Raw genomic sequence first — 26,100 nt, forward strand, 5'->3', positions numbered from 1 at the left:
ACAGAAGCGTGCACAAGTGGCATCTCGCGGAGGGGGAGGGAGGACTCGGGGCGTCATATCGATTCGACCGGCAGGAGCGCCGCTGGTTGGATACCGAGTATGAGTAGGCATGTCGTCGTCGTCGGGGCCGGTCTCTTCGGGGCCGCCACCGCGCTGCACCTCGCACGCGGGGGCGCCCGGGTCACGCTGGTCGAGTCGTGGGACGCGGCGCGCGGCACCACGGCGGCCGGCGCGGGCTTCGTCGGGCTGTGGGCCGCGGGCTACGCCTGGTACTGGAACGAGTCCGAGCGCGACCTCGAGCAGTACGGCCTCGACTTCTACCGCGCCCTCGCCGTCGACCCGGACCGCGGCGGCGTCGACATCCTCCTCCGCGAGACCGGCAGCGCCTGGCTCGCCGTCACCGAGGAGGGCGTCCGCGACCACCTCGGCCCGCTCGCCGAGCACCCGCTGCGACCGCAGGGCTCCCGCGAGCTCTCGCCGCAGGAGGCCGCCGAGCTCGTCCCCGGCCTCGACGCGGACGCGGTCACCGGCGGCTTCCTCCAGCCCGACGGCATCCAGATCAGCGCCCCCGACGCCGCGCTCGCCCTGGTCGCCGCGGCCCGCGCGGCCGGAGTCGAGATCGTCGAGCACGCGCCCGTCACCGAGGTCCTCGCGACCGACGGCCGCGCGAGCGGCGTCCGCACCGCCGACGGCCGCATCTTCTCCGGCGACAGCGTCGTGCTGGCGGCGGGGTCCTGGACGAACGAGCTGCTCGCCCCGCTCGGCCGCCGCCTCCCGCTGGCCCGCGTCGTCGCGAGCCGCCTCACCACCGCGCCCTTCGGCCTCCCGCACCTGCCGACGCTGATGCTGCCCGAGCTCGGCGGCCTCTGGGTCCGCGAGCACCTCGGCGGCCTCACCTACGGCAACGGCGTCGGCTACGAGCCGCTCGGCGAGTCCGCCGCCGACCGCCGCCCGCAGCGCACCGACCTCGTCGAGGCGATGGACGCGCACCTCGCCCCGCTGGTCGCCCGCCTGATCCCCGCCTCCGCCGACGCGCTGCGCGAGAGCGAGTGGACGCAGGGCGTCGTCTCCTACACCGCCGACCGCCGCTTCCTGGCCGGCCCCGTCCCCGAGCTGCCCGGGCTGTTCGTCGCCGCGGGCGACAACGAGTCCGGAGTGACGCACGGACCCGGTCTCGGCCGTCTCGTCGCCGAGCTGGTCCTCCACGGCACCACGACCCTCGGCGACGCCGAGCTCTACGCCCCGGCCCGCTTCGCCGCTCGGCAGTTCTCCGACGAGGCCGCCGTGCGCGCGGCCATGCCGGCCCGGCGCCTGGTCGACGCGGTGACCGCCCGATGACAGGCCGCGACGTCGTCGTCGTCGGCGCGGGCCTCGTCGGCGCCGCCGCCGCGCGCTCCCTCGCCGAGCGCGGCGACCGCGTCCTGCTGTTCGAGCGCTTCGAGCGCGGCCACGACCGCGGCTCCTCGCACGGCGAGACCCGCATCTTCCGCCGCGGCTACGCGGAGGACGACTACCGCGCGCTGACCGGACGGGCGGCCGCCGAGTGGGCGCGGCTCGAGCGGGAGTCGGGCCGGAGCCTCTTCACCGCGACCGGCGCGATCGACCACGGCGACGCCTCCGCCCTGCTCGCGATCGAGCAGGCCTTCGCCCGCGACGGCATCCCCTGCGAGCGCCTCGACGCGGCCGAGGCCTCCGCGCGCTGGCCCGGCCTGCGCTTCGAGACCGACGTGCTGCTGCATCCGGAGGGCGGACGGCTCGACGCGGCCGCCGCGATCGAGGCGCTGCTCGGCTTCGCGGAGTCGCACGGCGCCGTCGTCCGGGCGAGCACCGGCGTCCGGGCGATCGAGGAGCGCGACGGCGGCGTCCGCGTCGTCACCGACGAGGGCCCCCTGCTCGCCGACGCGGTCGTCGTCGCCGGCGGCTCGTGGACGCCGGGACTCGTGAGCGGCCTGGTCGCCGCGGCCGGCCGCTCCCTCCCGCCGCTGCGGATCACGCAGGAGCAGCCCGCGCACTTCACGACCGACCTGCCGCTCGACGCCTGGCCGAGCTTCGTGCACCACCGCGGCGACGAGCCGACGATCTACGGCCTGGCGACCCCGGGCGTCGGCGTGAAGGTCGGCGAGCACGGCACCGGCCGCGTCGTCGATCCGGACCACCGCGACTTCCGCGCCGAGCCCGAGCGGCTCGCCCGGCTCGTCGAGTACGTCGCCGACTGGCTGCCGGGTGTCGACGCGGCGAGCGCCGACCCGATCTCCTGCCTCTACGACATCACGCCGACGGAGGACTTCGTGCTCGACCGCGTCGGCCGCGTCACCCTCGCGACCGGCTTCTCCGGCCACGGCTTCAAGTTCGGGCCCGTGCTCGGCGAGCTGCTGGCCGACCTCGTCGACGGCGCCGACGCGCTCGACCGCTTCCGGCTCGCGACCCTCTAGATCTCCACCACTCCCCCGCACCACGGACGAAAGCAGCAGCATGCAGACACTCCGCGCCCTCGGCGCCCTCGCCGCCCTCGGCACCGCCGTCGCCCTCGCCGGCTGCACGGCCCCCGGCAGCTCGAGCGACTCCGCCGCCGGCGAGCGCCTCGTCATCGGGACGACCGACTCGATCGTCTCCCTCGACCCGGCCGGCGCCTGGGACCGCGGCAGCTTCACGCCGCAGAACCAGATCTACCAGCACCTCCTGAGCTACGCGGACGGCTCGACCACGCCCGTCCCCGAGGCCGCCGAGGAGTGCGGCTTCGACGACGCGACGACCTACCGCTGCTCGATCGCGCCCGGCCTGACCTTCTCCAACGGCGACGAGCTGACCGCGTCGGACGTCGTCTTCTCGTTCCAGCGCGTCGTCGACATCGCCGCGGACAACGGCCCGTCGCCGCTGCTCGCGAACATGGAGTCGGTCGCGCAGGACGGCGACGACGTCGTCTTCACCCTCGCGGTGCCGAACGACCAGACCTGGCCGTACGTGCTCTCGAGCATGGCCGGGCCGATCGTGGACGAGGAGGTCTTCCCCGCCGACGCGCTGCTCGACGACGCCGACGTGATCGGCTCCGGGCCGTACTCCGTGCAGAACTACGAGGCCGGCGGACTGCTGCAGCTCGCGGCGAACGAGTCGACCTCGAGCCCCGCGCCGAAGACCGCCGACGTCGTGCTGCGGCCGTACACCTCGTCGACCAACCTGCGGCTCGACGTGGAGAACGGCGCCGTGGACGTGGCCTACCGCTCGCTCACCGCGACCGACGTCGAGGACCTCCGCGGCAACGCGGACCTGCAGGTCGTCGACGGCCCCGGCGGCTCGGTGCGCTTCCTCACCTTCAACGTGAACACGCAGCCCGGTGGCACTCCCGAGCAGAAGCTCGCGATACGCCAGGCCGTCGCCTCGCTGGTCGACCGCGACGAGCTGTCGGAGCAGGTCTACCGCGGCACCTACACGCCCGCCTACTCCGTCGTGCTCGACGGGCAGACCGGCGCGACGCAGGCCTTCGCCGACGCGTACGGCACGACCCCCGACGCGGACGCCGCCGCCGCGATCCTCAGCGCCGCCGGCGTCTCGACCCCGGTGACCCTGCCGCTGCAGTACACCTCCGACCACTACGGCCCCGACTCCGACCAGGAGTACGCGCTGATCAAGTCGCAGCTGGAGTCGTCGGGCCTGTTCGCCGTCGACCTGCAGTCGACCGAGTGGACCAGCTATGTGAAGCAGCTCTCGCCGGACTCCGGCTACCCGGCCTACCAGCTCGGCTTCTTCCCGGACTACCCGGACCCCGACAACTTCCTCCGCTCGGCCTACTCGACCACCGGCGCCTCCGTCGCGAACGGCTACTCGAACCCGGCCGTCGACGCGCTGATCGACACCGAGGCGACCGCGACCGACCCCGCCGCGCGCGCCACCGCGATCGAGCAGATCCAGGCGCAGACCGCCGCGGACGCGCCGATCGTCCCGCTGCTCCAGGGCCGCGAGACCGTCGTCGCCGCCTCGGGTGTCACCGGCATCGAGGACACCCTCGACGCGACCTACCTCTTCCGCTTCGGAGCCCTCGCGAAGTAGGAGCGGAGCGACCCCTGCATGCTGGTCGAGCAGCCGCGCAGCGGCGTATCGAGACCCCGCGCCGTCAGCGGTCGACGAGTTCGGCCTCGGACCAGCCGTCGGGGGCGTCCTGGGCATCGGGCGCCGCAGGCCGCGTCCGGCGGTGCTGGGTCGCCGCGACGACGAGCACCACCAGCAGCCCGAGAGCCGCGGTCGCGAGCGGTCCCGCCGCCTGCTGCAGTGCGTACCGCCAGAGGATCTCGATCGGGGCGGTCAGCGAGTCGCCCTGCCACTGGTTGGGCAGCACGAGGATGATCGCCGGGATCGCGAGCAGCGCGCCCCACAGCACGACATCGAGGACGACCGCCCCGATCCACCACAGCCGACCCGGCGTCATGCCCGGGACCGACGGACGGCCTGCACCACGAGGGCCGCGGCGAGGGAGGCGAGGCCCACTGTCAGCAGCGGCGTCGCGCTGAACTGCAGCAGCAGCCGGACGTACTGCTCGTACTCGAGCCGCTCGTAGACCGTGGTCGTCGTGTAGATCTCGAGCGTCGACCACCACAGCGTGGCGAGCCCGAGCGGGATGAGCACGACGCCGGCGATCGCGAGCGTCAGTGGGACCCGGCGGCCCAGCGGACGCACGGCCGCGGGCGCCTCGGCCTGCGGCTTCTCTGCGACGTCCCTCTCCTCTGCGGCCTCGACATCGGCGGGATCCGGCACGAACGAGAGCCCGGCGAGCGGCGACTCCGGCTCGGCCGACTCCACGCGCGGACTCGGATCCGCTCGCGGTACCCGCCCGCCCGCACGCCGCGGACGCCGGTACGCGTCCTCCTCGCGGCGGCGCACCTCCGGCGCCGGCCCCTGGTACCCGCGCTGATAGGCGGCGTGGAACCGCGGATCCGTTCTGCTGCTGTCGGCCATGACCGCCCCCGCCTCGTGCACTCGGACTCTCATCCTGTCGCACGGCCGCCCGCGGAGGGAGACCGCACCGTCAGGAGCGGCGGCGATCGCCTCCTGCGGGCAGCAGCTCGACGAGGACGCCCTCGCCGAGCTCGACGTCGTCGTCCTCCTGGTCACCGTCGACGGCGGCGGACCCGCGACCGGCGCGGACGAGTCCGATCGCGAGGGTCGCCGCCGTCATCGCGAGGGCCGCGGTCGCGAGCGCCGGACCGACGGTCCAGAGCGAGTTCAGCACGATCGCCTCCAGCGGGACGACATCGGTGTAGCTGAAGCCGTCGGGCAGGACGGCGACCAGGGCGCAGACCCCGAGGACGAGTGCCCAGAGCAGGCCGGTGTAGCCGAGCAGCAGTGGCCACCACGGACGGCGGCCGGTCACGAGCGGGCCGCCCGCACGGTGATCGCGGCGCCGATCGAGAGCAGCCCGATGGTGATCGCGGGGCCGGGGAAGTAGTTCATGACCGCCCGGGTGAACTGCTCGAATCCGCTCTCGGTCTCGTAGTAGACCATCGAGGAGGCGGACCAGACCAAGCTCAGCCCGGCCCCCAGGAAGAGCAGTCCGAGCACGGCGAGCGCGATCGGGACGCGCCGATCCAGGGCGGACGGCCGCCTCGGCTCGGTCGGCGCGGACTCCGTCTCGACGTCCTCGATCGTCACCTGCTCCCCGTCCGGCTCGACGACAGCGACGCCACTCGGCAGTGGCGCGGCGATCGGAAGTGGCGCGGCGATCGGCGGCAGCGAGGAGCTCGACAGCGGCGCCGGACTCGGTCTCCGCACCCGGACCGGCACGACCTCCTCCGGAGCCGCCGCCCGGCGCCGACCGCCGACCGAGTCGCCTCCACGAGGGCGTCGGAACCGCTCCTCCGACGACGATGCCCGATCGGCCGGGAGCCCCGAGGCCCCCTGCCCCTGATACCCCCGCTGATAGGCGGGATGGAACCGCGGATCCGTCCGGGTGCTGTCGGTCATGAAGTCCCCCACTCCGTGCGCGAGCCCCCATCCTGTCGCAGAAGCGCGGCGACCGGCCAGGCGCTCAGCGCGCGGAGGCGACGCTCGCGCGGCTCGGCAGGCTCACGCAGCCGGCGCCGACGAGCAGCAGGGCGATCATCACCGCGGTCAGCGCGCCCCAGCCGCCCGCCTCGACGACGAAGCCGAGCAGCCAGCCACCGACGCCCGAGCCCACGTAGAAGGCGATCGTGTAGACGGCGCCGGCGTGGCCTCGAAGGGCGGGGGCCGCTCGCGCGCCGGTCCAGGCCGCGCCGGTGGCGTGCACGGCGAAGAAGCCGGCGGAGAAGAGGACGAGCCCGATGACGACGACCACGATCAGCTCGGAGAGCATCACGAGCAGGCCGACGATCATCGCGGCGACGCCGATCCGCATCAGCACCCGCGGGCCGAGGCGCGGCGCCCAGACACCGGCGAGCCGGGAGGTCGCGGTCCCGGCGAGATAGGTGAGGAACAGCAGCGAGACGAGCGCCGGCGGCAGCGCGAACGGCGCGGCCTCGAGCCGGAACGCCAGGTAGTTGTACACCGCGACGAACACGCCGACGACGAAGAACGTCTGCGCGGCGACCGCGAGCAGGACCGGGTCGCGGAGCACCTGCGCGAACTTCCCGCGCCAGCCGCCCTCGCCCCGCGGCGCCCGCACGACGCCGCCCCGGGGAGCGAGCAGGACGAACGCGACGGCCGCGAGCGCGCAGACGATCGTCACGGCGAGCAGCGCGCCCCGCCAGCCGACCACGGCGGAGAGCGGACCGGCGAGCAGCCGTCCGGCGGCCCCGCCCAGCGTCGTCCCGGAGACGTAGGCCGCGGCGGCGGCGGTCGCACCCGCCCCGCCGACCCGGTCGTGGATGGCCGCCACGGCGAGCGCCGGCACCGCGCCGAGCGCCGCTCCGCTGAGGAAGCGCAGCACGAGCAGCACCTCGAAGGACGGTGCGACGCAGGCGAGCAGGGCGAGCACCACGGAGGAGAGCACCGCGATCCGCATCGACTCCAGCCGACCGATCCGCTCGGCGATCGACGCCCAGGGCAGCACCATCAGCGCGAGCCCGACGGTCGCCGCCGAGACGGTCAGCGCGGCGTCCGAGGCGGAGATCCCCCATTCGCGGGAGAACTGCGGGAGCACGCCCTGCACGGCGTAGAGCTCGGCGAAGGTCGCGAGCCCCGCGGCGAGGAGGGCGATCGTCAGCCGGCGCTGGGAGACGGGAGGAGCGTCGACGGCGGGGCGGACGCTGGTGCTCATCCTCCGAGGCTAGAACCGCGGCGAACGCATGACCAATGCCTGTCGCATGCCGACCTATACGCTGCAGGCATGGATGAGCCCGCGATCCTCCGACTGCTGCCGACGCTCGTCGCCGTCGCGCAGACCGGGAGCGTCACCGCCGCGGCGGCCGAGCTCGGCGTGCCGCAGCCCACCGCGAGCCGCTCGCTCGCGCGCCTGTCGGAGCTCGTCGGCGCCCCGCTGCTGCGTCGCGAGGGCCGCGGCGTCGTGCTGACGGAGGCGGGGCGGCGGCTCGCGGAGGTCGCGCAGGACGGCCTGGCGCTGATCCGCGCGGGACTGACCGAGGTGCAGCAGGCCCGCGACCTCGAGGACGGCCGCATCGCGATCGCCTTCCAGACCCTCCTCGGCGAGACCTTCGTCCCCGACGTGATCCGGCGCTTCCGCCGCCGCTGGCCCCGCGTCGGCTTCGGCCTCCGCCACGGCTCGCGGGCGCTGTGCCTCGGGGCGGTCGCCGACGGCGAGTCGGAGCTGGCGATCGTCGCCGACCCGCCCGAGCTGCCCGGCACCACCACGACCACGCTCTACACGGAGCCGCTACTCGCCGTCGTCGACGACCGGCACCCGCTCGCCTCCCGCCGCTCAGTGACGGTGGCGGAGCTGCGCGGCCTCGACCTGATCATGCTCTCGCCCGGCTACGGCCTGCACGAGTCGGCCCGGCGACTGCTGTCCTTCGAGGGGCGCGATCCCGAGCCGGCCTTCGAGGTCGGCGACTACCGCGCGGCGCGCGGGCTGGCCGCGGCGGGACTCGGGCTGACCATCCTGCCGCCGAGCCCCTCCTCGATCGAGGACGGCGTGCGCGAGATCCCGATCGACGATCCGCGGGCCGTCCGCGAGATCGGCGTGCTGGTGCGCGACACCGGGAACCCGGTGGTGCCGGAGTTCGTCGAGGCCCTGCGCGCGGCGGCCGGAGCGCGCGCCCGGTTGCGTTGACGCGCGAGGACTCTTCTGTCAAGCACAGGCACACGGGGCTCCTGTGCAGGATGCTCGGAGAGGATCCACTTCCCCCCTCACCGCGCACCACCAGCAGCCAGGACGGTCCCGGTCATGATCCTTCTCCGCACCCACTCCAACCGCTGGATCGCCCGCGCCCGCCGCACCGGCATCGTCCACGGCCTGATCACCTTCGCCGACGACCTGCCGCAGCCCGTCTTCCGCACGCTGCGCCTGGACGCCGCGACCGGCGAGCGCGTCCTGCTGCGCGACACCGACACCCTCGAGGTCGCCTTCGCGGTGCTGATCGCGGCCGTCGAGCGGGCACGCCTGGCGGAGGTCGCGGCACCGGTGCAGGACGACGTGGGCCCCGCGGCACAGACCCCTCTCGCGCCGGTCGCTGTCCTCGCCGAGCCGGACTCCTTCGAGCCGGACGAGCCCACCGACCCGCTGGAGGACGCCGTTGCGGCGTGACTCGCGCGACGCGTCGAGGACCCTCCAGCGAACCGTCAGATATAACCTTCTGAACGAAATCGTTCAAACAGTTATATCCTGCCTTCATGGCCCGAGTCGACGCTGCGGTACCGCTCCAGGAGTTGCTCTCGGACGCGGGAGCAGCTGCGCGCATCCTCGGCCCGCGCGACGTGCAGATCACCCCTCCCTCCGGAGCGCGGATCGATGTGCGCCTCGTCTTCCTGTCCCGTCCCCCCACCGCGCGCGAAATGCGCCAGCAGGTGGCGGCGGCGGCTGCAGGAACGACAATCGGATTCGTGACCCCCCGGATCAACAGCATCAGCCGACGTGTCGCGCTCGCAGATCCTCGAGTGGCGCTCTTCGGCACCACCGATGGAGTCGTCATCCTTCGCGGAGAAGAACTCACCCCGGCAGCGGACGATCGGCAGCCGAACAGCGGGCACCGGCGCGTGTCCTACGCGCTCTTCGCGCTCCAGCGAGTCCTGACCAGGACGCCCGAACCTCGGTTCCAGACAGACCTGGCGCGCGAGTGCGGTGTCTCGCAGGTGACCGTCTCGAATCTGCTCGCAGCCGACTCGGGCCTGGCGGAGAAGACCACCCGTGGATGGATCGCGCGCGACCCCCGCTCACTCCTCGACCGGTTTCTCACGGACTACCCAGGCGCAGGCGGCCTCTCGCAGCTCTGGTACTCGAGCCGACCGGTGATCGAACAGGCTGAACGCGCTTGGAAGTCGGGCCCGAGGGCACTGCTCTCCGGCGACAGCGCCGCCGATGCGATCGCCCCCTGGAGGATCCCGACGTCCGCCGTCCTGTACGCGGAGAGCAGCCTCCCGCTGGCGTCGTCGGGCTTCGCGGAGACGGATTCCCCTGAGGCCACGCTGCGGGTCGTCGTTCCGGCGGACCGGACTCTCTGGGCGACGGCGACCGCGTGGTATCCGACCGGGAGGACGGTCGACCCGCTCATCGCCGCCTGGGATCTGAAGCGGACCGGCGGTTCCGACGTGGACGAGGCCGTTGATCGCCTCCTCGACAAGGAGCTGGCATGGTTCAGATGAGGTCCGTCGTCCTTCCCTCGACGTCCGGAGCCGATGACGCCGCGCTTCACGCCCTGAAGGACGCGTCGCTCGCGATCGCCGACATGGAAGACGCCTGCATCGTCGGCGGGCAGATGGTGGCACTGCTCTGCGGTGCGTACCCGAGTCCGGGATCGATCGTGCGCCGGACCGCTGACGCGGATGCCGCCGTGTCCCCGCTCATCGCCGCCCAGGGGACGCTGCACGACGTGCTGATCGGGCTCGGGTACACGCCGGGTGCAGGCAACCACTACACCTCGGGTGCGCAGGTGATCGATGTCCTGGTGCCGTCCCTGACGGGAAGGTTCGAGAGCACCGAGCACGGCGGCCGGGGATTCGACAGCGCGCCCGGTCTGGATCTGGCACTGCACGGAACGCTCGAACTCGGCGTGACGGCAGTCCTGCTCGACGAGACGCACCTCGCGTTCTCGACTCGGGTCCCCGGCGTCGAGCGAGCGCTGATCATCAAAGCACTCGCCTACGAGTCGCGCCGCGCCCAGAAGGATCTCGTCGACATCTACAACCTGATGGAGATCAGAGATGCGCACCGAGCGGAGGACATCGGCGGGTGGAGGATCGGCGAGGATGCGCAGTCCGGGGCGCGGCGCGATGCGGCAGTGGCACTCCGGCGCATCGCCGGATCACCCGGGCTCAAATTGATGCTCCGCGGTTCTCCCGTTCCGAGAGGGCGATTCGGCACCCTCGTCCGCGACCACATCGCGGAGACCTGAGAGAGAAGGGCCCGACGCTCGGAAGCGTCGGGCCCCCTCCGCGCTCAGAGCGTCAGCGTGTGCGCGCCCGAGGCGAGCTCGCGGTCCTCGGTGCCGGCCGTGCGGACGACGGCGGTCGCGCCCTCCGGCACGGTGACGGCCAGCTCGATCGCGTCGCCGCGGCGGTCCCAGCGGACGGAGGCGAGGCCGTGCGGGGTCTCCAGCGTCGACTCCGCCCAGTCGAGGTCGGTGCCGGGCTGCGGGGCGACCAGCAGGCGGGAGTAGCCGGGCTCCAGCGGCGCGAGGCCGCCGACGACGCGGTGCAGCCAGTCGGCGACGGCGCCGAGCGCGTAGTGGTTGAAGCTCGTCATCTCGCCCGGGTTGATGGTGCCGTCGGGCAGCATCGAATCCCAGCGCTCCCACACCGTCGTCGCGCCCATCGTCACCGGGTACAGCCACGACGGGCACTCGCGCTGCAGCAGCAGGCGGTACGCGGCGTCGATGTGCCCGGTCGAGGAGAGCGCGTCGGTGATGAACGGCGTGCCCGCGAAGCCGGTCGAGATCGTGTAGCCGCTCTCGGCGACCAGCTCGGCGAGGCGGTCGCCGGCCCAGCCGAGCTCGTCGTCGTCGAGCAGGCCGAAGACGATCGCGAGGGAGTAGACGGTCGTGCAGTCGCTGAAGACGCGCTGATCGGCGACGTACTTCGCACGGAACGCCGCGCGCAGCTCCGCCGCCATCTCGGTGAACTCGCGCGCGTCCTCGGTGCGGCCGAGCACGGCGGCGCTCTCGGCGACGATCCGCGCGGTGCGGTAGGCGCAGGCCGTGGCGACGACGCCGGTGTCGGCCTTCGCGTCGGCGGGCTTGTCGGGGGCGGCGTCGGGGTCGAGCCAGTCGCCGAACTGGAAGCCGGTGTCCCAGACCCCCGAGTCGGAGAGCTTCGAGCGCACCCGGCGGGCGTGCGAGGCCATCGACGCGAACGACTCCTCGAGCACGACCGAGTCGCCGTAGGCCTCCCAGACCGCCCACGGCACCCAGGCCGCGGCGTCGCTCCACAGCGCGGTGGAGTCCATGGGCGGGAAGCTGGTCTCGGCCGCGCGGCGCTTCAGCACGTCCGGCACGACGAACGGGACGGCGCCGTCGTGGTGCGCCTGCTCGAGGGCGAGGTCGCGGAGCCAGTCGCGGAGGAAGTCCTCGGCGTCGGCGAGGTAGACGGCGGTCGAGGCGAAGGCGGCGATGTCGCCGGTCCAGCCGAGGCGCTCGTCGCGCTGCGGGCAGTCGGTGGGCACGTCGAGGAAGTTGCCGACCATGCCGCGGTAGACGTTGTCGTGCAGCTGGTTGACGAGGTCGTCGGAGCTGCGGAAGGTGCCGATCCGGCGCAGGTCGCTGGAGACGACGACCGCGGTGAGCGCGCCGTCGGCGATGTCCCCGGGCCAGCCCTCGACCTCGGCGTAGCGGAAGCCGTGGAAGGTGAGGGTCGGCTCGAAGACGTCCGCGCCGCCCGAGAGGGTGAAGCGGTCGGTGGCCTTCGCCTCGCGCAGCGGGCGGACGCCCAGCTCGTCGTCCTCGAGGACCTCGGCGTGGCGCAGCGTGACGACGCTCCCCTCCGGCCCGGTGACCTCGACGCGCAGCCAGCCGACGAGGTTCTCGCCGAAGTCGACGAGGGTGCGGCCGGACGGGCTCGTCCAGATCTTCTGCGGCGCGACCTCGCGCAGGCGGCGCACCGGCGGCGCGATGTAGGGCTCGAGCTTCGCCAGGTCGACGTCGACCTCTCGGGTCGGGGTCCAGGCGGAGTCGTCGAAGCCGGCGCTCCTCCAGCCCTGCGGCTCGAGGCGGGCGTCGATGTCCTGGCCGTCGTAGATGCTGTCGGCGGTCGTCGATCCGGTCGCGGCGCGCCAGGAGTCGTCGGTCGCGACGATCTGCTCGGCGCCGTCCGCGAAGGTGATCCGCAGCTCGGCGAAGCCGGCGATCTCGGTGCCGTAGGGCTCGGCGCCCTCGCCCCAGGTCAGGCGGCCGCGGTACCAGCCGTCGCCGAGCGCGAGCGCGAGCACCACGGAGTCGCCGGAGATCAGGCTCGTGACGTCGTGCTCGGAGTAGCGCAGGCGCCACTCGTAGCTGGTCCAGCCGGGGGTGAAGAGCTCGTCCGAGACGGGCTCGCCGTCGATCCAGGCCTCGACGATGCCCAGCGCCGAGAGGCGGAGGGTCGCGGAGACGACGTCGCCGTGCCCGGTCTCGAGGGCGGTCTCGCGGCGGAGCAGCGGGGCGGCGTCCAGGGCGGCGGCGGGCGCCGTGAAGCGGGCGGTCCAGTCGGTCATCATCGTCCTTCTGTCAGGAGTGGTCGGGGTGGTCGGAAGTGGGTGGGTTCCAGGAGTGATCGGGGCCGTCGGCGGCGAGCGCAGCGGTCCGGAGCGGGGCGGAGGACCCGCGGGCCCGGAGCACCGGGTCGACCTCGAAGTGCACGGCCTCGGTCCGGCCGGCGATCCGCTCGAGCAGCAGCTCGACCGAGCGGGCGCCGAGCGTCTCGCCGTGCTGGTCGATCGTCGTGAGCGAGACACCAGGGTGGGCCGCGATCTCGATGTCGTCGTAGCCGACGATCGAGAGCTCGGAGGCGTCGAGTCCGGCGTCGCTCCGGGCCCAGAGCGCGCCGAGCGCGAGCGAGTCGTTGCCCGCGAAGAGGGCGGTGGGCCGGTCCGGCGAGCGGAACAGCTCCAGTGAGCGGACCCGGGCGTCGCTGCGGGCCGCGTCGACGTGCACGATCCGCGTCTCGCTCTCGAGGCCGGCCTCGCGCATCCGCTCCTCGTACCGGACGCGCCGGACGAAGTGCGGCGCCTCCGCGAGCCGGTGGGTGACCTGGCTGCTCTCGGTGAGGTGCACGATGCGGCGGTGCCCGAGGGCGAAGAGGTGGTCCATCAGGAGATCCGTCCCGGCGACGTCGTCGTTGGTGACGGTGTCGTAGCCGACGGACGCGTCGTGCCGACCGAGCATGACGATCGGGATCCGCGTCGACTGCCGCTCGAGCCAGGCGTGGCTGACCACGGGCGAGACGGCGATGAGCCCGTCGACCTGGCGGTCGACCAGGGCCTCGATGGCGCGCAGTCCGTCGTCGCCGAAGTCGCTCTGCACCGGCGCCACCACCAGCTGGTAGCGGGTCCCCTCCAGGGCGGTGCTCGCGCCGGTGACGATGCGGTTGAAGAAGGCGTTGTCGAGCGAGGGGACCTCGACGCCGAGGGTGTAGCTGGAGCCGCGCATGGCGCGCGCCGCGACGCTGGGCCGGTAGTCGAGCTCCTCGATCGCCGCGGTGACCCGCTCGCGCATCGAGGCGCTGACGCCGTAGGCGTTGCGGATGACCTTCGAGACCGCTGCCCGCGAGACGCCGGCGTGCAGCGCGACGTCCTGGATGGTCGCGGGGCCGGTGTGGCCGGTCTCGATCGAGCTCATCATCGCCTCCTCGCGCTGTCGCTGCTGCCGTGCTGCCGTGCTGCGTTGCTGCCGTGCTCCGACGGCGCCCCGATCGGGGCCTCCGCGAACGCCACTGTAACGGTTCATTCTCGATCGTGTAGATCGATCCACGAATTTGCCCGATTTCGTTGACACGTTTCACGACACGGACGTAGGTTCTCCCTGCGTCGCCCCGCGGCCCGGCCTTCCGAACGGTCCGGCGAGCAGGACGACAGCCCCCGGGCACCCCCGCAACGAAGAAGTTGTCCCTACATGGAGGTAGTGATGTCGACCCGACAGAACCGGCGAGCAGTGCTCGCCCTCGGCGCAGGAGGAGCGGCTCTCGCTCTCGCGCTCACCGGCTGCAGCACCGGAGGAGGAGGAGGCGATTCCGCCGACGGCTCCACGCTGAGCGTGCTCATCGACAACCAGACGGCGACCGTCGAGCTCTGGGACGCGCTGAAGACGAAGTTCGAGGAGGAGAACGACGGCATCACCCTCGACATCGAGACCCGGCCGCAGGGCAGCGAGGGCGACAACCTCGTCAAGACGCGCCTCGCGACCGGCGAGATGAACGACGTCTTCGCCTACAACTCGGGCTCGCTCTTCCAGGCGCTGAACCCCGACCAGAACCTCGCGCCGCTCTCGGACGAGGCGTGGGTCGACTCGCTCGACGAGGGCTTCCGCACCGTGGTCTCGACCGACTCGGACCTCTACGGCATCCCGCTCGGCCAGGCGATGGGCGGCGCGGTCCTCTACAACAAGGACGTCTACAGCTCGCTCGGCCTGACCGTGCCGAAGACCTGGGACGAGTTCATCGCGAACAGCGAGAAGATCAAGGCCGCCGGCGACGTCGCGCCGATCATCCAGACCTACGGCGACACCTGGACCTCGCAGCTCTTCGTGCTCGGCGACTTCGCCAACGTGCTGGAGCAGGACCCGGAGTGGGCCGAGCAGTACACGGCCAACGAGGCCAAGTACGTCGACGAGCCGGCGCTGGCCGGCTTCGAGCACCTGCAGCAGGTCGCCGAGTCCGGCCTGGTGAACGAGGACTACGCCTCCGCCACCTACGACGACGGCGTCCGCATGGTCGCGACCGGCGAGGGCGCGCAGTACCCGATGCTGACCTTCGCGGCCGGCCCGCTGATCCAGAACTACCCCGACTCGCTCGACAAGGTGGGCCTCTTCCCGCTGCCCGGCGAGTCCGCCGACTCCAACCCGCTGACCGTCTGGCAGCCCAACGCGGTCTACGTGCCCAAGTCGACCGAGGGCGCGAAGCTCGAGAGCGCCAAGAAGCTGATGGCCTTCCTGGTCACCCCCGAGAGCTGCGACATCCAGAGCGAGATCGCGGCGCCCCAGGGTCCGTTCGTGATCGACGGCTGCACGCTGCCGGACGACGTGCCCGCCCTCGTGTCGGACATGCAGCCCTACTTCGACAGCGGTGACACGGGCCTCGCGCTCGAGTTCCTCTCGCCGATCAAGGGACCGGCGCTCGAGCAGATCACCGTCGCCGTCGGCTCGGGCATCACGCCCGCCGCGGAGGGTGCTCAGCAGTACGACGACGACGTCACGAAGCAGGCCAAGCAGCTCGGCCTCGACGGCTGGTGAGCCTCGGGGGCCGGGAGCGGAGGCAGCCCCTCCGCTCCCGGCCCCTTCCCCCGGGCGCACCGCCCTCCCACCCCTCCCCCGGCCGATCGACGGAGATCTGATGACCGCAACGATGGAGAAGCGCCCGGCCCGGCGCTCCGAACCCTCCCGCTCCCCCGAGTCGCCGAAACGGCGCAAGGCCATGAAGAGCCCGTACCCGACGTGGTTCTACCTCCCGGCCGGCGTCTTCTACGTGGTCCTGTTCCTCGTCCCGACGGTCGCCTCCCTCTACTTCTCCCTCACGCGCTGGACGCTCTTCGACTCGACCTTCATCGGCTTCGAGAACTTCGTCGAGTTCTTCCAGGACCCGGCGCTGACGACCGGCTTCGTCAACACCTTCATCTACGCGGCGATCACCTCGGGCCTGAAGATCGTGCTCGGCATGGCGCTCGGCGTACTGCTGAGCTCGCAGATCATCGGCCGCGGCTTCCTCCGCAGCGTGGTGTTCTTCCCGGTGCTGGTGTCGACGATCGGCATCGGCATCACCTTCAAGGTGCTGCTCGACCCCTTCGACGGCCTGATCAACCAGGGCCTCGCGACGATCGGCCTCGCCGGTCCGGGCTGGCTCACCGACCCGCAGTGGGCGCTCTTCTCGGTCGCGCTCGTCGACGTCTGGAAGGGCGTCGGACTCGCGACGCTCATCTACATCGCCGGCATCGTCGCGATCCCGCAGGACTACTTCGAGGCCGCCCGCGTCGACGGCGCCGGCGCCTGGCACAACTTCCGGCACATCACGCTGCCGCTGCTGCGCCCCGCCACCGTGACGGTGATCCTGCTCTCGCTGATCGGCGGGCTGCGCTCGTTCGATCTGATCTGGGCGATGACCAAGGGCGGGCCCGGCTTCACCAGCGACGTGGTCGCCTCGGTCATCTACAAGCAGTACCAGGCCGGCTTCTACGGCCTCTCGACCGCCGGCAACGTCATCCTCTTCCTCGTCGTCGCAGCGCTGATCTTCCCGCTGTCGGCCTGGCTCAACCGGAAGGACAAGGAGCTGTGACCACCACGCCGCTCACGCCCGCCCCGCTCTCGCCGACCCCGCTCCAGGACGACCCGCTGCGCGCCAAGGTGCGCCAGCGCGGCGTCGGCCGCGGCTCCCGGACCTGGCGCTACGGCGGCGGGATCCTCGCGATCGTCCTCGCCGTCCTCGTCTTCATCGTCCCCTTCCTCTTCATCGTGCTCACCGCCGCGAAGACGCAGCAGGAGTCGTCGCTGCTCGGCTTCACCCTGCCGACCCAGTGGGTGTTCCTCGAGAACCTGCAGGAAGTGGTCTCGGCGCGGAACTTCGTGCTGCTGCGGGCCTTCGCGAACAGCGCGATCCTGACGATCGTCTCCGTCACGGTGATGGTGGTCCTGGCCGCGATGGTCGGCTACGTCCTCCAGCGCCGCCGCTCGAAGTGGAACCCGCTCGTCAACGGCTTCGTCCTGGCCGGCCTCATCATCCCGCCCGCCGTCGTCCCGACGATCTGGGTGCTGCAGGGCCTCGAGCTCTTCAAGACCCTGCCCGGCCTGATCGCGGTGCACGTCGCCTTCGGCCTCTCCTTCTGCATCCTCCTGTTCCGCGCCTTCGTCTCGACCATCCCCCGCGAGCTGGACGAGGCGGCGACCATCGACGGCGCAGGTCCCTTCCGCCTGTTCTTCACGGTGGTGCTGCCGCTGCTGAAGCCGGTGATCGTGACGGTGATCGTCGTGCAGGCCGTGACGGTCTTCAACGACTTCACCTACGCGCTGTACTTCCTGCCCGGCGACGACAACGCGACCGTGCAGCTGACGCTCTACAACTTCTCCTCGCAGTCGGTGTCGTCCTGGAACCTGCTCTTCATGGACGTGCTGCTCATCACCATCCCGCCGCTCGTGATGTACATCTTCTTCAACCGCCAGATCGTGGCCGGCATGACGTCCGGAGCGGTCAAGGGCTGAGCGAGGCCGTCGGCCCTCACCTCCGTCCCGCCGCCGCCGGACTCCCTTCGGAACCCCGAGGAGGCGTCCGGCGGCGGTTCCGCGCTCGTTCCGCGCCACGACGAGTAAACGCCCTGCTCCAGCGACACTCGCCGCCTCCGAGTCGGCTGGGCAGTGACGACCGCCGTCGACCTCCCTCCCGATGTCCTCCCTGCCGCATCCTGCGCCGCCACCTTCCGTGGCGCGAAGTATCGGGCCCCTCTCGACGCGCCGCAGCACCGCCTTCACGCGAGGGGGCTTCGCCACGCTTGAGACCCGCCGATGCCCGCGGTCCTGCGGATTCCGCCGGCACTGCGTCGACGACGACGACTGCGTGGCGTAGAGATCGACCACTGCGCGAGAGGCCTCGGTCGCCTCGCAGACGCACGAAGAACCGGCGAAGCATGATCACGCACCGCACAAGTCGAAACATCCTCGTATTCTTCCTGATCAACCGCAAGAGCGGGACCGAAGTGTCTTCGCACGCTCGAAGACCTCGGTCATTCAGTCACGAAGGAGTGCAGCTAGTGGTCAGGCAGAAGAATCACAGAACAGTCTTCACCGTCGTCATGTCGAGTGTGGTCGCGGCGGCGGTCATCCTCGCCGCGGCGAGTCCAGCGCAGGCGATCCCGAGAGTCGAGAGCACCGAACCGTCTCCGGCGGCCGGCTTCTCGACCGAGGTCGTTCCCGAGACCACCACTGTGGTGACCAGCGCCGGAGCGGTATCGGCGGGCATCACCCTCCCCGGCGCGGTGTCGTCCTCCGCGTTGGTCGATCCGGGCACTCTTCCGGACGGTCTCTTCGACGGAGCAGGCGAGCCGGTGCTGACGACGACCCTCGGTGACGCCGCGATCAGCAGCTATGCGACAAAGAAGGGCACGCAGACGCTGATCCGGGTGGACTCCGCCGATGCGGCCCACGAGTACCGCTTCCCCCTCTCGCTTCCCGCCGGCGCCAGCGCGACCGTCGAGCCCGACGGGTCGGTCGCCGTCATATCGGCCGCGGGTGATCTGCTCGGTGGCTACGAGATCCCCTGGGCCTACGACGCCCTGGGCAGTCCTGTCGGCACGAGCTTCACCCTGGACGGGAACACCCTCGTCCAGACGGTGGAGTTCGACGAGGCGACTGCCTTCCCCGTGATCGCCGACCCGAGCGACGCTTGGGGGTGGGCCGCGTGTGTGGCCGTGGTAACCCTCGAAATCGCTGGAAACATCAATCTGGCAGGCAAGGTCGCGAAGCTGGTATCCAGGTTCGGCAACATTCAAAAAGCCATCGAAGTGATGTATCGCGCGTGGAAGACCACCTCCAATGAGGAGAAGAGGCGGAAGGCGGTCCTCGATGCAGTCGGAGGCCTGGCAGCGGAAGTACTCGGGGTGACCGCGATCAAGGCGGCCTGCTTTGACTAGCAAGAACCCGAAAGAGTTGCCGACTTCACTCATCATGTTCGCGACCGCCAGTTCGTTCGTCTTCTTCGCCGCTGCCGCGAACCAACCGCCTTGGTGGAACATCCTTGCCGCGATAGCCTTGCTCGCGACTGGATGCAGCACTTTCCTAGATTTCCGCTGGCGAGGGCGATAGAAACGCGGCGACCCGCCGAGGCCCTGCAGCGCCTCCTCCGTCCGCCCCCTCGATCAGAACGAGGGGGCGGATCGGCCCCGAATAGGCGCGGGACAGCGGCGGTGCGGCCGTTTAGACCTCGCTCGTCAGATGCGCAGCCGGCGTCCGGGTTGGGAAACATTCAGAAAGGTGTCGAGGTGATCTATCGCGCAAGTAAGACCACGTCCGATGAGAACAAGAGGCGGCAGGCGATCATTGATGCCGCCGACGATCTGGTTCCCGAGCTGTCCGGGGTGATCGAAATCAAGAAGGCGTGCTTTGGCTCGTAAAGATCATTCGGGCGTTTCGACTCCGCTCGTCGGCTTCACGACCGGCAGCCTGTTCGTCTGGATCGCCGCCACCGAGAACCGCCCCGTGTGGTGGATCATCCTCACCGCGATCATGTTGCTCCTGACCGGATACAGCACTTTCGTCGACTTCCGCCGACGGGGGAAGTAGAACCACCGATGCTCCAGCCCGGAGAGAAAGCAGAAGAATTTCGTGGTAGTCGTCGGCTCTTCTCCGTCGGAAGTGACCGGAGCCATCGCTCTCGAGCAGGCCTGCTGTGACTCCTGAGGACCACAGCGGATTGTCGTCCTCGCTGGTCATGTTCGCCATGGGGACGGTCTTCGTGTTCTCCACGGCCGCCGCGTGCAAGCCGACGTGGTGGATCGCCCTTGCCGCGATCGGCCTCCTCGGGACCGGCATCGGCGCTTTCGGTGACTTCAGGCGGCGGGGACGCTGAAGACACTGTCACCCCCTTGCTCGAGTAGGCCGCCGTTCGAGTGAGACATTCCACCCACGTCCCACAAGAGCGGGCAGAGCGAGCCGATCCTCACGGCCGCTCTGCCCGCTCTTCGCGTCGGGCCGCTCCGCCTGTCGACTCCACGCGGTCGACGGAGTGGAGGCGGTGCGAACTCCGGGGCGGTCACGGGCTGAGCGGGGCCTCCTCTCCGTCCGTCGGGCCCTCCCCCGGCGGGCGCCGCTCAGTCCAGCGGGCGATGTCCGCCGGGGGCTCGGTCGTGGGGAGGTCCCGCGGGCCGACGAGTCGGCGCAGCCGGGCCGGTCGGCGCGAGCGGGTCAGGGCCGTGCGCCAGCGGACGTCGACCACCGCGCGCTGCAGCGGGTCGATCGGCTGCAGGACGCCGTCGATCCGCTCCTCGATGCGCACGAGCGGCGGGCGCACGAGGTGCAGACGCCGGCCCGGTTCGCGCTCCGGATCGGCGCGGCCGGCCCGGGTGCGGAGCTCCTGCTCCATCTGCTCGGGATCGCCAGCCGACCAGGCGCTGACCGCGACCCGGCCGTCGGGCAGGTCGAAGCGCTCGGTGATGCGCAAGGGCAGCTCGTCGTGGGGGTGGGTCATCGTTCGTGCCTTTCCGAGGGAGGGGGGGTGCCGAGCCGGATCAGCGCCGGGGGACGTGGCGTGGGGCCTGTGCCGGGGCGGTGGTCCAGACCCATCGGGAGGAAAGTACTGCTGGCCCTCCGCACGGCAGAGGGCCACGGGAGCGAACTGTGGAGAGCTCCGCGATCCGCACCGTTGGGGAGGAGTGGCGTCTCCTGCGCCGGACCGCGACGGCGCGCGGGATCCGTGGCACGCTCGTGGAGACCGAAAGGCCGTGATGACCACCGCACCTCCCCCCGCTCCGACCCCCTCTCCCGCTCCGCTCGCCGGCGTCCGCGTGCTCGAGCTGGGCAACTTCATCGCCGCCCCCACCGCGGGCCGCCTGCTCGCCGACTTCGGCGCCGACGTCATCAAGGTCGAGCGACCCGGCACGGGCGACGAGCTGCGCAAGTGGCGGCTGCACCCCGGATCCACGACGTCGATGCTCTTCCACACCCTCAACCGCAGCAAGCGCTCGGTCGCGCTCGATCTGCGCACGGAGGAGGGCCGTGACGCGGTCCGCGCGCTCGCCGCCGAGTGCGACGTCGTCCTGGAGAACTTCCGCCCGGGGACCCTCGAGCGCTGGGGCATCGGACCGGACGTGCTGAACGAGGCGAACCCCGAGCTGGTCATCGGCCGCATCTCCGCGTTCGGCCAGACCGGGCCGCTCTCCAGCCGGCCGGGCTTCGCCGCGGTCGCCGAGGCGATGGGCGGCTTCCGCGAGCTGGTCGGCGACCCGGACCGCCCGCCCGTCCGCGTCGGCGTCTCGATCGGCGATTCCATCGCCGGCCTCTACGCCGGCTACGGGGTGATGATGGCGCTCTTCCAGCGCGAGACCCGCCGCGCCGCCGGGCTCGGTCCGGCACCACTGGTCGAGCGGGTGATCGACGTCGCGCTGAACGAGGCGATGTTCTCGATGATGGAGTCGCTCATCCCCGACTACCAGGCGCACGGCATCGTCCGGGAGCGCGTCGGCGGCCGGATGGAGGGCATCGCGCCGACGAACGCCTACGTCTGCGGCGACGGCTCCAGCATCGTGGTCGCGGCCAACGGTGACGCGATCTTCCAGCGGCTGATGGCGATCATCGGCCGCGCCGACCTGGCCGAGGACCCGGACCTGCTCACCAACGACGGCCGCTGGCGCCGCCGCGACGAGCTCGACGCCGCGATCGGCGCCTGGACCGCCACGACGACCTCGGACGCGGCGCTCGCGATCCTCGACGAGCGCGGCGTGCCCTCCGGTCCGATCCTCACCGCCGCGGACATCAGCACGAACGAGCAGTACGCGGCCCGCGGCATGATCCAGAAGTTCGACGTCGACACGGGCGCCGGGATCATCGAGGGCGTCGGCTTCCCCGGCATCGTCCCGGTGCTCGGTGACCGCTCGCTCCCCATCCGCACGCTCGCGCCCGCGCTGGGCCACGACACCGAGGAGGTCCTGGCGATGCTCGGACGCCAGCCGATCGACGATACGACGGCGGAGGAGGAGACCCGATGACCGCCGCCGACCGCACCGTCCGGCTGCGCGACGTCACCCTCCGCGACGGACTGCAGCTGACCGGCAAGCTCCTCTCGACCGAGCGCAAGGTCGAGCTGGTCCGGGCGCTCCTCGCGGCGGGCGTCCCCGAGCTGGAGATCGGCTCGCTCGCCCGGGGCGATCTCGTGCCGCCGATGGCCAACACCCTCGAGGTCGTCGCGGCGCTGACCACCGAGGAGCTCGAGCACTGCTGGGTCTGGGTGGCGACCCCGCGCCACATCGAGCGTGCGGCGGCGGCCGGCGCACGCAACTTCCAGTACTGCCTCTCGGCCTCCGACTCCCACAACCGCGCGAACATCGGTCGCAGCACCGAGGCCAGCCTCGAGGCGATGCCCGACGCCGTCGCCCTCGCGCACGCGGTGGGCGGGCGCATCCAGCTCTGCATCGCCACGTCCTTCACCTGCCCCTTCGAGGGCCCGGTTCCCGAGGAGCGGGTGCTCGCGATCGCGAACGATCTCCGCGCAGCCGGCGCCGAGGACGTCGTCATCTGCGACACCCTCGGCCAGGCCCATCCCGAGCAGGTGTTCTCGCTCGTCTCCCGGGTCGCCGCCGAGACGCCGCCGCGCGAGATCGTCTTCCACGGGCACGACACCTGGGGCGCCGGCGTGGTCAACGCGCTGACCGCCGTCCGCGCCGGCGCGACCGTCGTCGACGGCGCGCTCGGCGGGCTGGGCGGCTGCCCGTTCGCACCCGGCGCGAGCGGCAACACCGCCACCGAGGACCTCGTCTTCGCGATGCGCCCCGGCTGGCTCGACACCGAGCGCTTCGCCGAGCTCGTCCGCCAGTCCGAGCGGCTGCTCGCCGACGTCGAGGAGCCGAACCGCTCGAAGGCCCGCCAGGGCGCCCGCTCGAAGGCCGAGGCTTTCCCCTGGGTGGTCGCGGACGCGACGGCCTGAGGCACGTTCCCGCGGGCGGGTCCGCTTGGAAGAGCTGCCCGCAGCCTTTGCTGGTCGAGTAGCCCCGCAGGGGTGTATCGAGACCCGCCGTCACCAGCAGGGCGGGTCTGCAGACTCAGGTGCTGACGGTGGTGGATCTCGATCGCCCGCTGCGCGGGCTACTCGATCAGCATGAGAGGGGCCTGTTGCGCGTGCTCCTCCATGAGCCGGTACTCGCCGGTTCATGCTGGTCGAGTAGCCCCGAAGGGGCGTATCGAGACCCACCATTCGTCGAAGGGCGGGCGTCGAGGCTCGTCTCCTCAGAAGGGTCGATCTCGATACGCCCGCTGCGCGGGCTATTCGATCACTATGGGCACGCCCGCTGCGCGGGCTACTCGATCACCATCTGGCGGGCCGCTCCGCGCAGAGTTCGCGGAGCGATCGGCGGCCGAGGGGGCCGGTCAGGCCGGGACGCGCTCGCGCGGGACGCGGGGCTTCGCTGCCGAGGTGAGGAGCGAGGCGAGGGCGACCAGCACCAGGACGACGGCCATCGCGCCGCGGAGGCCGAAGTGCTCGCCGAGGAAGCCGAGCAGGGGCGGGCCGACGAGGAAGGCGATGTAGCCGGCGGTCGCGACGGCGGCGACGGCGGAGGTCGGGTCCTCGCTCTCGCCCGCGGCGGAGAGCGTGACCGGGAAGCCGAGGGCCGCGCCGAGACCCCAGAGGACGACGGCTGCGCCGGCCACGACGGCGTTGTCGGCGAAGACGACGATGCCGATCCCGACCGCCGAGACGAGGGTGCTCGCCAGCAGCACGGTCGCCTTGCCGAAGCGGGCCAGCAGCGGGGTGCCGAGGAAGCGGCCGACGGTCATCGCCGCGGCGAAGGCGGTGAACACCACGGTGCCGACGGTGGCGGAGACGCCGTGGCCGTCGACCATGAGCAGCGGCAGCCAGTCGGTCGCCGACCCCTCGGCCAGCGCCAGGGCGAGCACGATCAGGCCGAGCATCAGCACGCGCGGCTGCTGCCAGACCGGCGTCGAGCGGACCTTCTCGCGGGGAGCGCCCTCGACGGCGCGCTCCACTCGCCCGGTCTCGACGGGGATGGACCGGATGACGGTGACCAGGAGCGCGAGCGCGACGACCGCGACTCCGACGAGCTGCCAAACCACGGGGAAGTCGATCGCCGTGAGGCCGATGCCCGCGACCGCGCCGGTGACGGTGCCGAGGCTGTAGAAGCCGTGCAGCGCGGGGAGGACCGAGCGGCCCGTGAGCGTCTCCAGCGCGGCGCCCTCGACGTTGAGCGCGATCTCGGAGATGCCGATCCCGAAGCCGACGAGGGCGAGGCCGGCGGCGACGCCGAACGGGGTGGAGAGCTCGGCGAAGACGCCGGTCAGCGCGATGCCGGTGACGAAGGAGGCGCCGCCGATCACGACGGTGAAGCGCACCCCCTGCCGACGCACGACGGCGGCGGAGGACAGGACTCCGCTCATCGAGCCGACCGAGAGGCCCAGCAGGACGAGGCCCATCTCGGCGGTCGACGCGGCGAGCAGGTCGCGGACCGCCGGGGTCCGCACGACCCAGGAGGCCATCCCGATGCCGAAGACGAGCATGAAGGCCGAGATGGCCAGGCGGCGCTTCGCGGCGGAGACGGGGCGGGACGGCATGACTACGACCGTATCGCCCGGGGGTGGACGGCAGGCGCCGCAGGACGGACGGGGCGCCCGTCAAGCTCCCCCGTCGGCACGCGGGCCGCGGCTAGCGTCGAGGAGGGCCGGTGCCGCGGAACGACGGCGCCCCGCCCGCTCGACGACCCCGGAGGACCCCATGCCCGACCAGTACACCTTCACCAACCCCGCCACGCAGTACCCGAACGTCACGCCGCCGGTGCAGCAGCAGCCCGAGCCCGGCCTCCAGTCGCGGATGACCCCTGTCCCGGACCTCGGCGAGGACAGCTACCGCGGCACCGGCCGCCTGACCGGGCGCCGCGCGCTGATCACCGGGGCCGACTCCGGCATCGGTGCGGCGGTCGCGATCGCCTTCGCGCGCGAGGGCGCGGACATCGCGCTCGCCTACCTCCCCGACGAGGAGGAGGACGCCCAGCACGTCGTCGAGCTGATCCGCGCGGCCGGCCGCACCGCCGTGACGATCCCGGGCGACCTGACCGACGCGCAGTACTGCCGGGACCTGGTCGCGAAGGCCGTCGAGGGGCTCGGCGGCCTCGACACGGTCGTCAACGTCGCAGGCAAGCAGGTCTGGCAGGACGACGTCCTCGAGCTCAGCGACGAGCAGTTCGAGACGACGTTCGCGATCAACGTCTTCGCGCCGTTCCGCATCATCAAGGCAGCGCTCCCGCACCTCCCCGCGGGCTCCACCATCATCAACACGGCCTCGGCCGAGGCGCACAAGCCCGCGCCCGACCGCCTCGACTACGCGATGACCAAGGGCGCGATCAACAACCTCTCCAAGGGGCTCGCCCAGCAGCTCGCGGCGAAGGGCATCCGGGTGAACGTCGTCGCGCCGGGGCCGACCTGGTCGGTGCTGCAGGTGACCGCGGGCGTCGACCCCGAGAGCCTTCCCGAGTTCGGCTCGAGCGAGGCGCCGATGGGCCGCGCGGCGCAGCCGGCCGAGCAGGCGCCGGCCTACGTCTTCCTCGCGTCGGCGGAGTCGAGCTACGTGGTCGGCGAGACGCTGAACGTCAACGGCGGGATGGTCTCGCCGTAGCCGGTGCCGCCGGGGTCCGCGCCCGCCCTCTACCGTAGGGAGCATGAGGACGAGGCGGTGGCTCCTACCGGCGGCGGGCGTGCTGCTCGTCGTGATCGGGATCGTCGTCGCGGCGACCACTCCGCGCGAGGTGTCGTTCGGCTGGTTCGCGTACGCCCCGCTCTCGGAGACGATGTTCTCGCCCGTCGGGACGATGGTGGTCCCTCCCGGCCTGGCGACCGCCGCCGCGCTGATCGTGCTCGGGCTGCTCGTGCTGGCGTTCTGCGCGGGCTGGCTTCTCGCCCGACGGCACCCGCGGACCGCGAGTGGAGCATCGGGACAGGGCTCCTGACGCCTCGGTCCGCGCGCCCGCGCGGTGACGATGCGGCGCGAGTCGGCGACGGACCTCCGGCTCGCGGAACGCGGTTCGGCTCGCTGAATCGGGCGGATCCCACGAGCCGGAGGTGATTCCACGAGCCGGAGGTGATTCCGCGAGCCGGAGCTGGGCGTCGGCGGTGGCGCCCGCGACGTTCGGCACGTGGATCC

Annotated in this window: 27 protein-coding genes; 18 read left to right on the forward strand and 9 right to left on the reverse strand. The window is 71.8% G+C overall.

Annotated elements, in window-relative coordinates:
* The first annotated feature begins 99 nt into the window (after positions 1-99).
* From EDF17_RS08640 to EDF17_RS08650, 3 genes are read left to right on the forward strand one after another with little or no spacing between them, the layout of a single operon-like run.
* Positions 100-1,338: an FAD-binding oxidoreductase gene (locus EDF17_RS08640; protein WP_123446721.1), complete on the forward strand. Its 1,239-nt coding sequence runs from the start codon at positions 100-102 to the stop codon at positions 1,336-1,338.
* Entirely contained in the window at positions 1,335-2,432 is a 1,098-nt protein-coding gene (locus EDF17_RS08645; RefSeq protein WP_123446722.1) for an FAD-dependent oxidoreductase, read from the forward strand. The genes EDF17_RS08640 and EDF17_RS08645 overlap by 4 nt, the downstream gene beginning before the upstream one ends.
* Before the next feature lie 40 nt (positions 2,433-2,472).
* Positions 2,473-4,044, forward strand: a complete 1,572-nt coding sequence (locus tag EDF17_RS08650; RefSeq protein ID WP_123446723.1) for an ABC transporter substrate-binding protein — start codon at positions 2,473-2,475, stop codon at positions 4,042-4,044.
* Between the two features lie 64 nt (positions 4,045-4,108).
* On the opposite strand, the gene EDF17_RS08655 is transcribed toward EDF17_RS08650, so the two are convergent.
* From EDF17_RS08655 to EDF17_RS08675, 5 genes are all read right to left on the reverse strand, one after another.
* The gene (locus EDF17_RS08655) at positions 4,109-4,420 is read right to left on the reverse strand and encodes a hypothetical protein (RefSeq protein ID WP_123446724.1); all 312 of its coding nucleotides are present in this window, start codon (positions 4,418-4,420) and stop codon (positions 4,109-4,111) included.
* The gene (locus tag EDF17_RS08660) at positions 4,417-4,947 is read right to left on the reverse strand and encodes a hypothetical protein (RefSeq protein WP_133671956.1); all 531 of its coding nucleotides are present in this window, start codon (positions 4,945-4,947) and stop codon (positions 4,417-4,419) included. Before EDF17_RS08660 ends, EDF17_RS08655 begins: the two co-directional genes overlap by 4 nt.
* Positions 4,948-5,017: 70 nt before the next feature.
* Positions 5,018-5,362 (reverse strand): hypothetical protein, encoded by a 345-nt coding sequence (locus EDF17_RS08665; protein WP_123446726.1) that lies wholly within the window; start codon positions 5,360-5,362, stop codon positions 5,018-5,020.
* Entirely contained in the window at positions 5,359-5,640 is a 282-nt protein-coding gene (locus EDF17_RS08670) for a hypothetical protein (protein WP_127887510.1), read from the reverse strand. The genes EDF17_RS08665 and EDF17_RS08670 overlap by 4 nt, the downstream gene beginning before the upstream one ends.
* A gap of 376 nt (positions 5,641-6,016) precedes the next feature.
* Complete coding sequence (locus EDF17_RS08675) at positions 6,017-7,225, reverse strand: MFS transporter (protein WP_123446728.1); 1,209 nt, start codon at positions 7,223-7,225, stop codon at positions 6,017-6,019.
* Positions 7,226-7,294: 69 nt separating this feature from the next.
* Here EDF17_RS08675 and EDF17_RS08680 point away from each other — a divergent pair, with 69 nt between their 5' ends.
* The 4 genes from EDF17_RS08680 (at position 7,295) to EDF17_RS08695 (ending at position 10,472) form a co-directional block, all read left to right on the forward strand.
* Positions 7,295-8,194, forward strand: coding sequence for a LysR family transcriptional regulator (locus EDF17_RS08680; RefSeq protein ID WP_123446729.1), 900 nt, complete (start codon positions 7,295-7,297; stop codon positions 8,192-8,194).
* 114 nt (positions 8,195-8,308) lie between these two features.
* The gene (locus EDF17_RS08685) at positions 8,309-8,668 is read left to right on the forward strand and encodes a hypothetical protein (RefSeq protein WP_123446730.1); all 360 of its coding nucleotides are present in this window, start codon (positions 8,309-8,311) and stop codon (positions 8,666-8,668) included.
* 86 nt (positions 8,669-8,754) lie between these two features.
* Positions 8,755-9,723 (forward strand): hypothetical protein, encoded by a 969-nt coding sequence (locus tag EDF17_RS08690; RefSeq protein ID WP_123446731.1) that lies wholly within the window; start codon positions 8,755-8,757, stop codon positions 9,721-9,723.
* Positions 9,720-10,472: a hypothetical protein gene (locus EDF17_RS08695; protein WP_133671957.1), complete on the forward strand. Its 753-nt coding sequence runs from the start codon at positions 9,720-9,722 to the stop codon at positions 10,470-10,472. The genes EDF17_RS08690 and EDF17_RS08695 overlap by 4 nt, the downstream gene beginning before the upstream one ends.
* A gap of 44 nt (positions 10,473-10,516) precedes the next feature.
* Here EDF17_RS08695 and EDF17_RS08700 read toward each other — a convergent pair whose 3' ends face one another.
* Entirely contained in the window at positions 10,517-12,763 is a 2,247-nt protein-coding gene (locus tag EDF17_RS08700) for an alpha-L-rhamnosidase (RefSeq protein ID WP_208110588.1), read from the reverse strand.
* A 13-nt stretch (positions 12,764-12,776) separates the two neighbouring features.
* Positions 12,777-13,886 carry a LacI family DNA-binding transcriptional regulator gene (locus EDF17_RS08705; RefSeq protein WP_123446734.1) on the reverse strand — a complete coding sequence of 370 codons (1,110 nt, stop codon included), beginning with the start codon at positions 13,884-13,886 and terminating at the stop codon, positions 12,777-12,779.
* Between the two features lie 285 nt (positions 13,887-14,171).
* Between EDF17_RS08705 and EDF17_RS08710 the strand changes: the two genes are divergently transcribed.
* The 7 genes from EDF17_RS08710 (at position 14,172) to EDF17_RS08735 (ending at position 19,809) form a co-directional block, all read left to right on the forward strand.
* Complete coding sequence (locus tag EDF17_RS08710; protein WP_243587740.1) at positions 14,172-15,494, forward strand: extracellular solute-binding protein; 1,323 nt, start codon at positions 14,172-14,174, stop codon at positions 15,492-15,494.
* A 100-nt stretch (positions 15,495-15,594) separates the two neighbouring features.
* The gene (locus EDF17_RS08715; protein ID WP_123446736.1) at positions 15,595-16,530 is read left to right on the forward strand and encodes a sugar ABC transporter permease; all 936 of its coding nucleotides are present in this window, start codon (positions 15,595-15,597) and stop codon (positions 16,528-16,530) included.
* A 68-nt stretch (positions 16,531-16,598) separates the two neighbouring features.
* Positions 16,599-17,450, forward strand: a complete 852-nt coding sequence (locus EDF17_RS08720; protein ID WP_123447045.1) for a carbohydrate ABC transporter permease — start codon at positions 16,599-16,601, stop codon at positions 17,448-17,450.
* 545 nt (positions 17,451-17,995) lie between these two features.
* Positions 17,996-18,874 carry a hypothetical protein gene (locus tag EDF17_RS08725; RefSeq protein ID WP_133671959.1) on the forward strand — a complete coding sequence of 293 codons (879 nt, stop codon included), beginning with the start codon at positions 17,996-17,998 and terminating at the stop codon, positions 18,872-18,874.
* 348 nt (positions 18,875-19,222) lie between these two features.
* Positions 19,223-19,354 carry a hypothetical protein gene (locus EDF17_RS20460; protein WP_260321590.1) on the forward strand — a complete coding sequence of 44 codons (132 nt, stop codon included), beginning with the start codon at positions 19,223-19,225 and terminating at the stop codon, positions 19,352-19,354.
* Positions 19,344-19,523 carry a hypothetical protein gene (locus tag EDF17_RS08730; RefSeq protein ID WP_133671960.1) on the forward strand — a complete coding sequence of 60 codons (180 nt, stop codon included), beginning with the start codon at positions 19,344-19,346 and terminating at the stop codon, positions 19,521-19,523. Before EDF17_RS20460 ends, EDF17_RS08730 begins: the two co-directional genes overlap by 11 nt.
* A gap of 106 nt (positions 19,524-19,629) precedes the next feature.
* Entirely contained in the window at positions 19,630-19,809 is a 180-nt protein-coding gene (locus tag EDF17_RS08735) for a hypothetical protein (protein ID WP_123446739.1), read from the forward strand.
* A gap of 183 nt (positions 19,810-19,992) precedes the next feature.
* Here the strand turns inward: EDF17_RS08735 and EDF17_RS08740 are convergent, their stop codons facing one another.
* Complete coding sequence (locus tag EDF17_RS08740; RefSeq protein WP_123446740.1) at positions 19,993-20,427, reverse strand: hypothetical protein; 435 nt, start codon at positions 20,425-20,427, stop codon at positions 19,993-19,995.
* A gap of 256 nt (positions 20,428-20,683) precedes the next feature.
* On the opposite strand from EDF17_RS08740, the gene EDF17_RS08745 reads away from it, so the two are divergent.
* Entirely contained in the window at positions 20,684-21,943 is a 1,260-nt protein-coding gene (locus tag EDF17_RS08745) for a CoA transferase (RefSeq protein WP_123446741.1), read from the forward strand.
* Positions 21,940-22,878, forward strand: coding sequence for a hydroxymethylglutaryl-CoA lyase (locus tag EDF17_RS08750; RefSeq protein ID WP_123446742.1), 939 nt, complete (start codon positions 21,940-21,942; stop codon positions 22,876-22,878). Before EDF17_RS08745 ends, EDF17_RS08750 begins: the two co-directional genes overlap by 4 nt.
* A 440-nt stretch (positions 22,879-23,318) precedes the next feature.
* Here EDF17_RS08750 and EDF17_RS08755 read toward each other — a convergent pair whose 3' ends face one another.
* A complete protein-coding gene (locus EDF17_RS08755; protein ID WP_123446743.1) occupies positions 23,319-24,518 on the reverse strand; it encodes an MFS transporter in 1,200 nt (399 codons plus the stop codon).
* Positions 24,519-24,678: 160 nt separating this feature from the next.
* On the opposite strand from EDF17_RS08755, the gene EDF17_RS08760 reads away from it, so the two are divergent.
* Positions 24,679-25,575, forward strand: coding sequence for an SDR family oxidoreductase (locus tag EDF17_RS08760; protein WP_123446744.1), 897 nt, complete (start codon positions 24,679-24,681; stop codon positions 25,573-25,575).
* Between the two features lie 43 nt (positions 25,576-25,618).
* Positions 25,619-25,906, forward strand: coding sequence for a hypothetical protein (locus tag EDF17_RS08765; RefSeq protein WP_133671962.1), 288 nt, complete (start codon positions 25,619-25,621; stop codon positions 25,904-25,906).
* The last annotated feature ends 194 nt before the right edge of the window (positions 25,907-26,100 follow it).

The organism is Rathayibacter sp. PhB1 (assembly GCF_004362935.1).
Taxonomy (GTDB): domain Bacteria; phylum Actinomycetota; class Actinomycetes; order Actinomycetales; family Microbacteriaceae; genus Rathayibacter; species Rathayibacter festucae.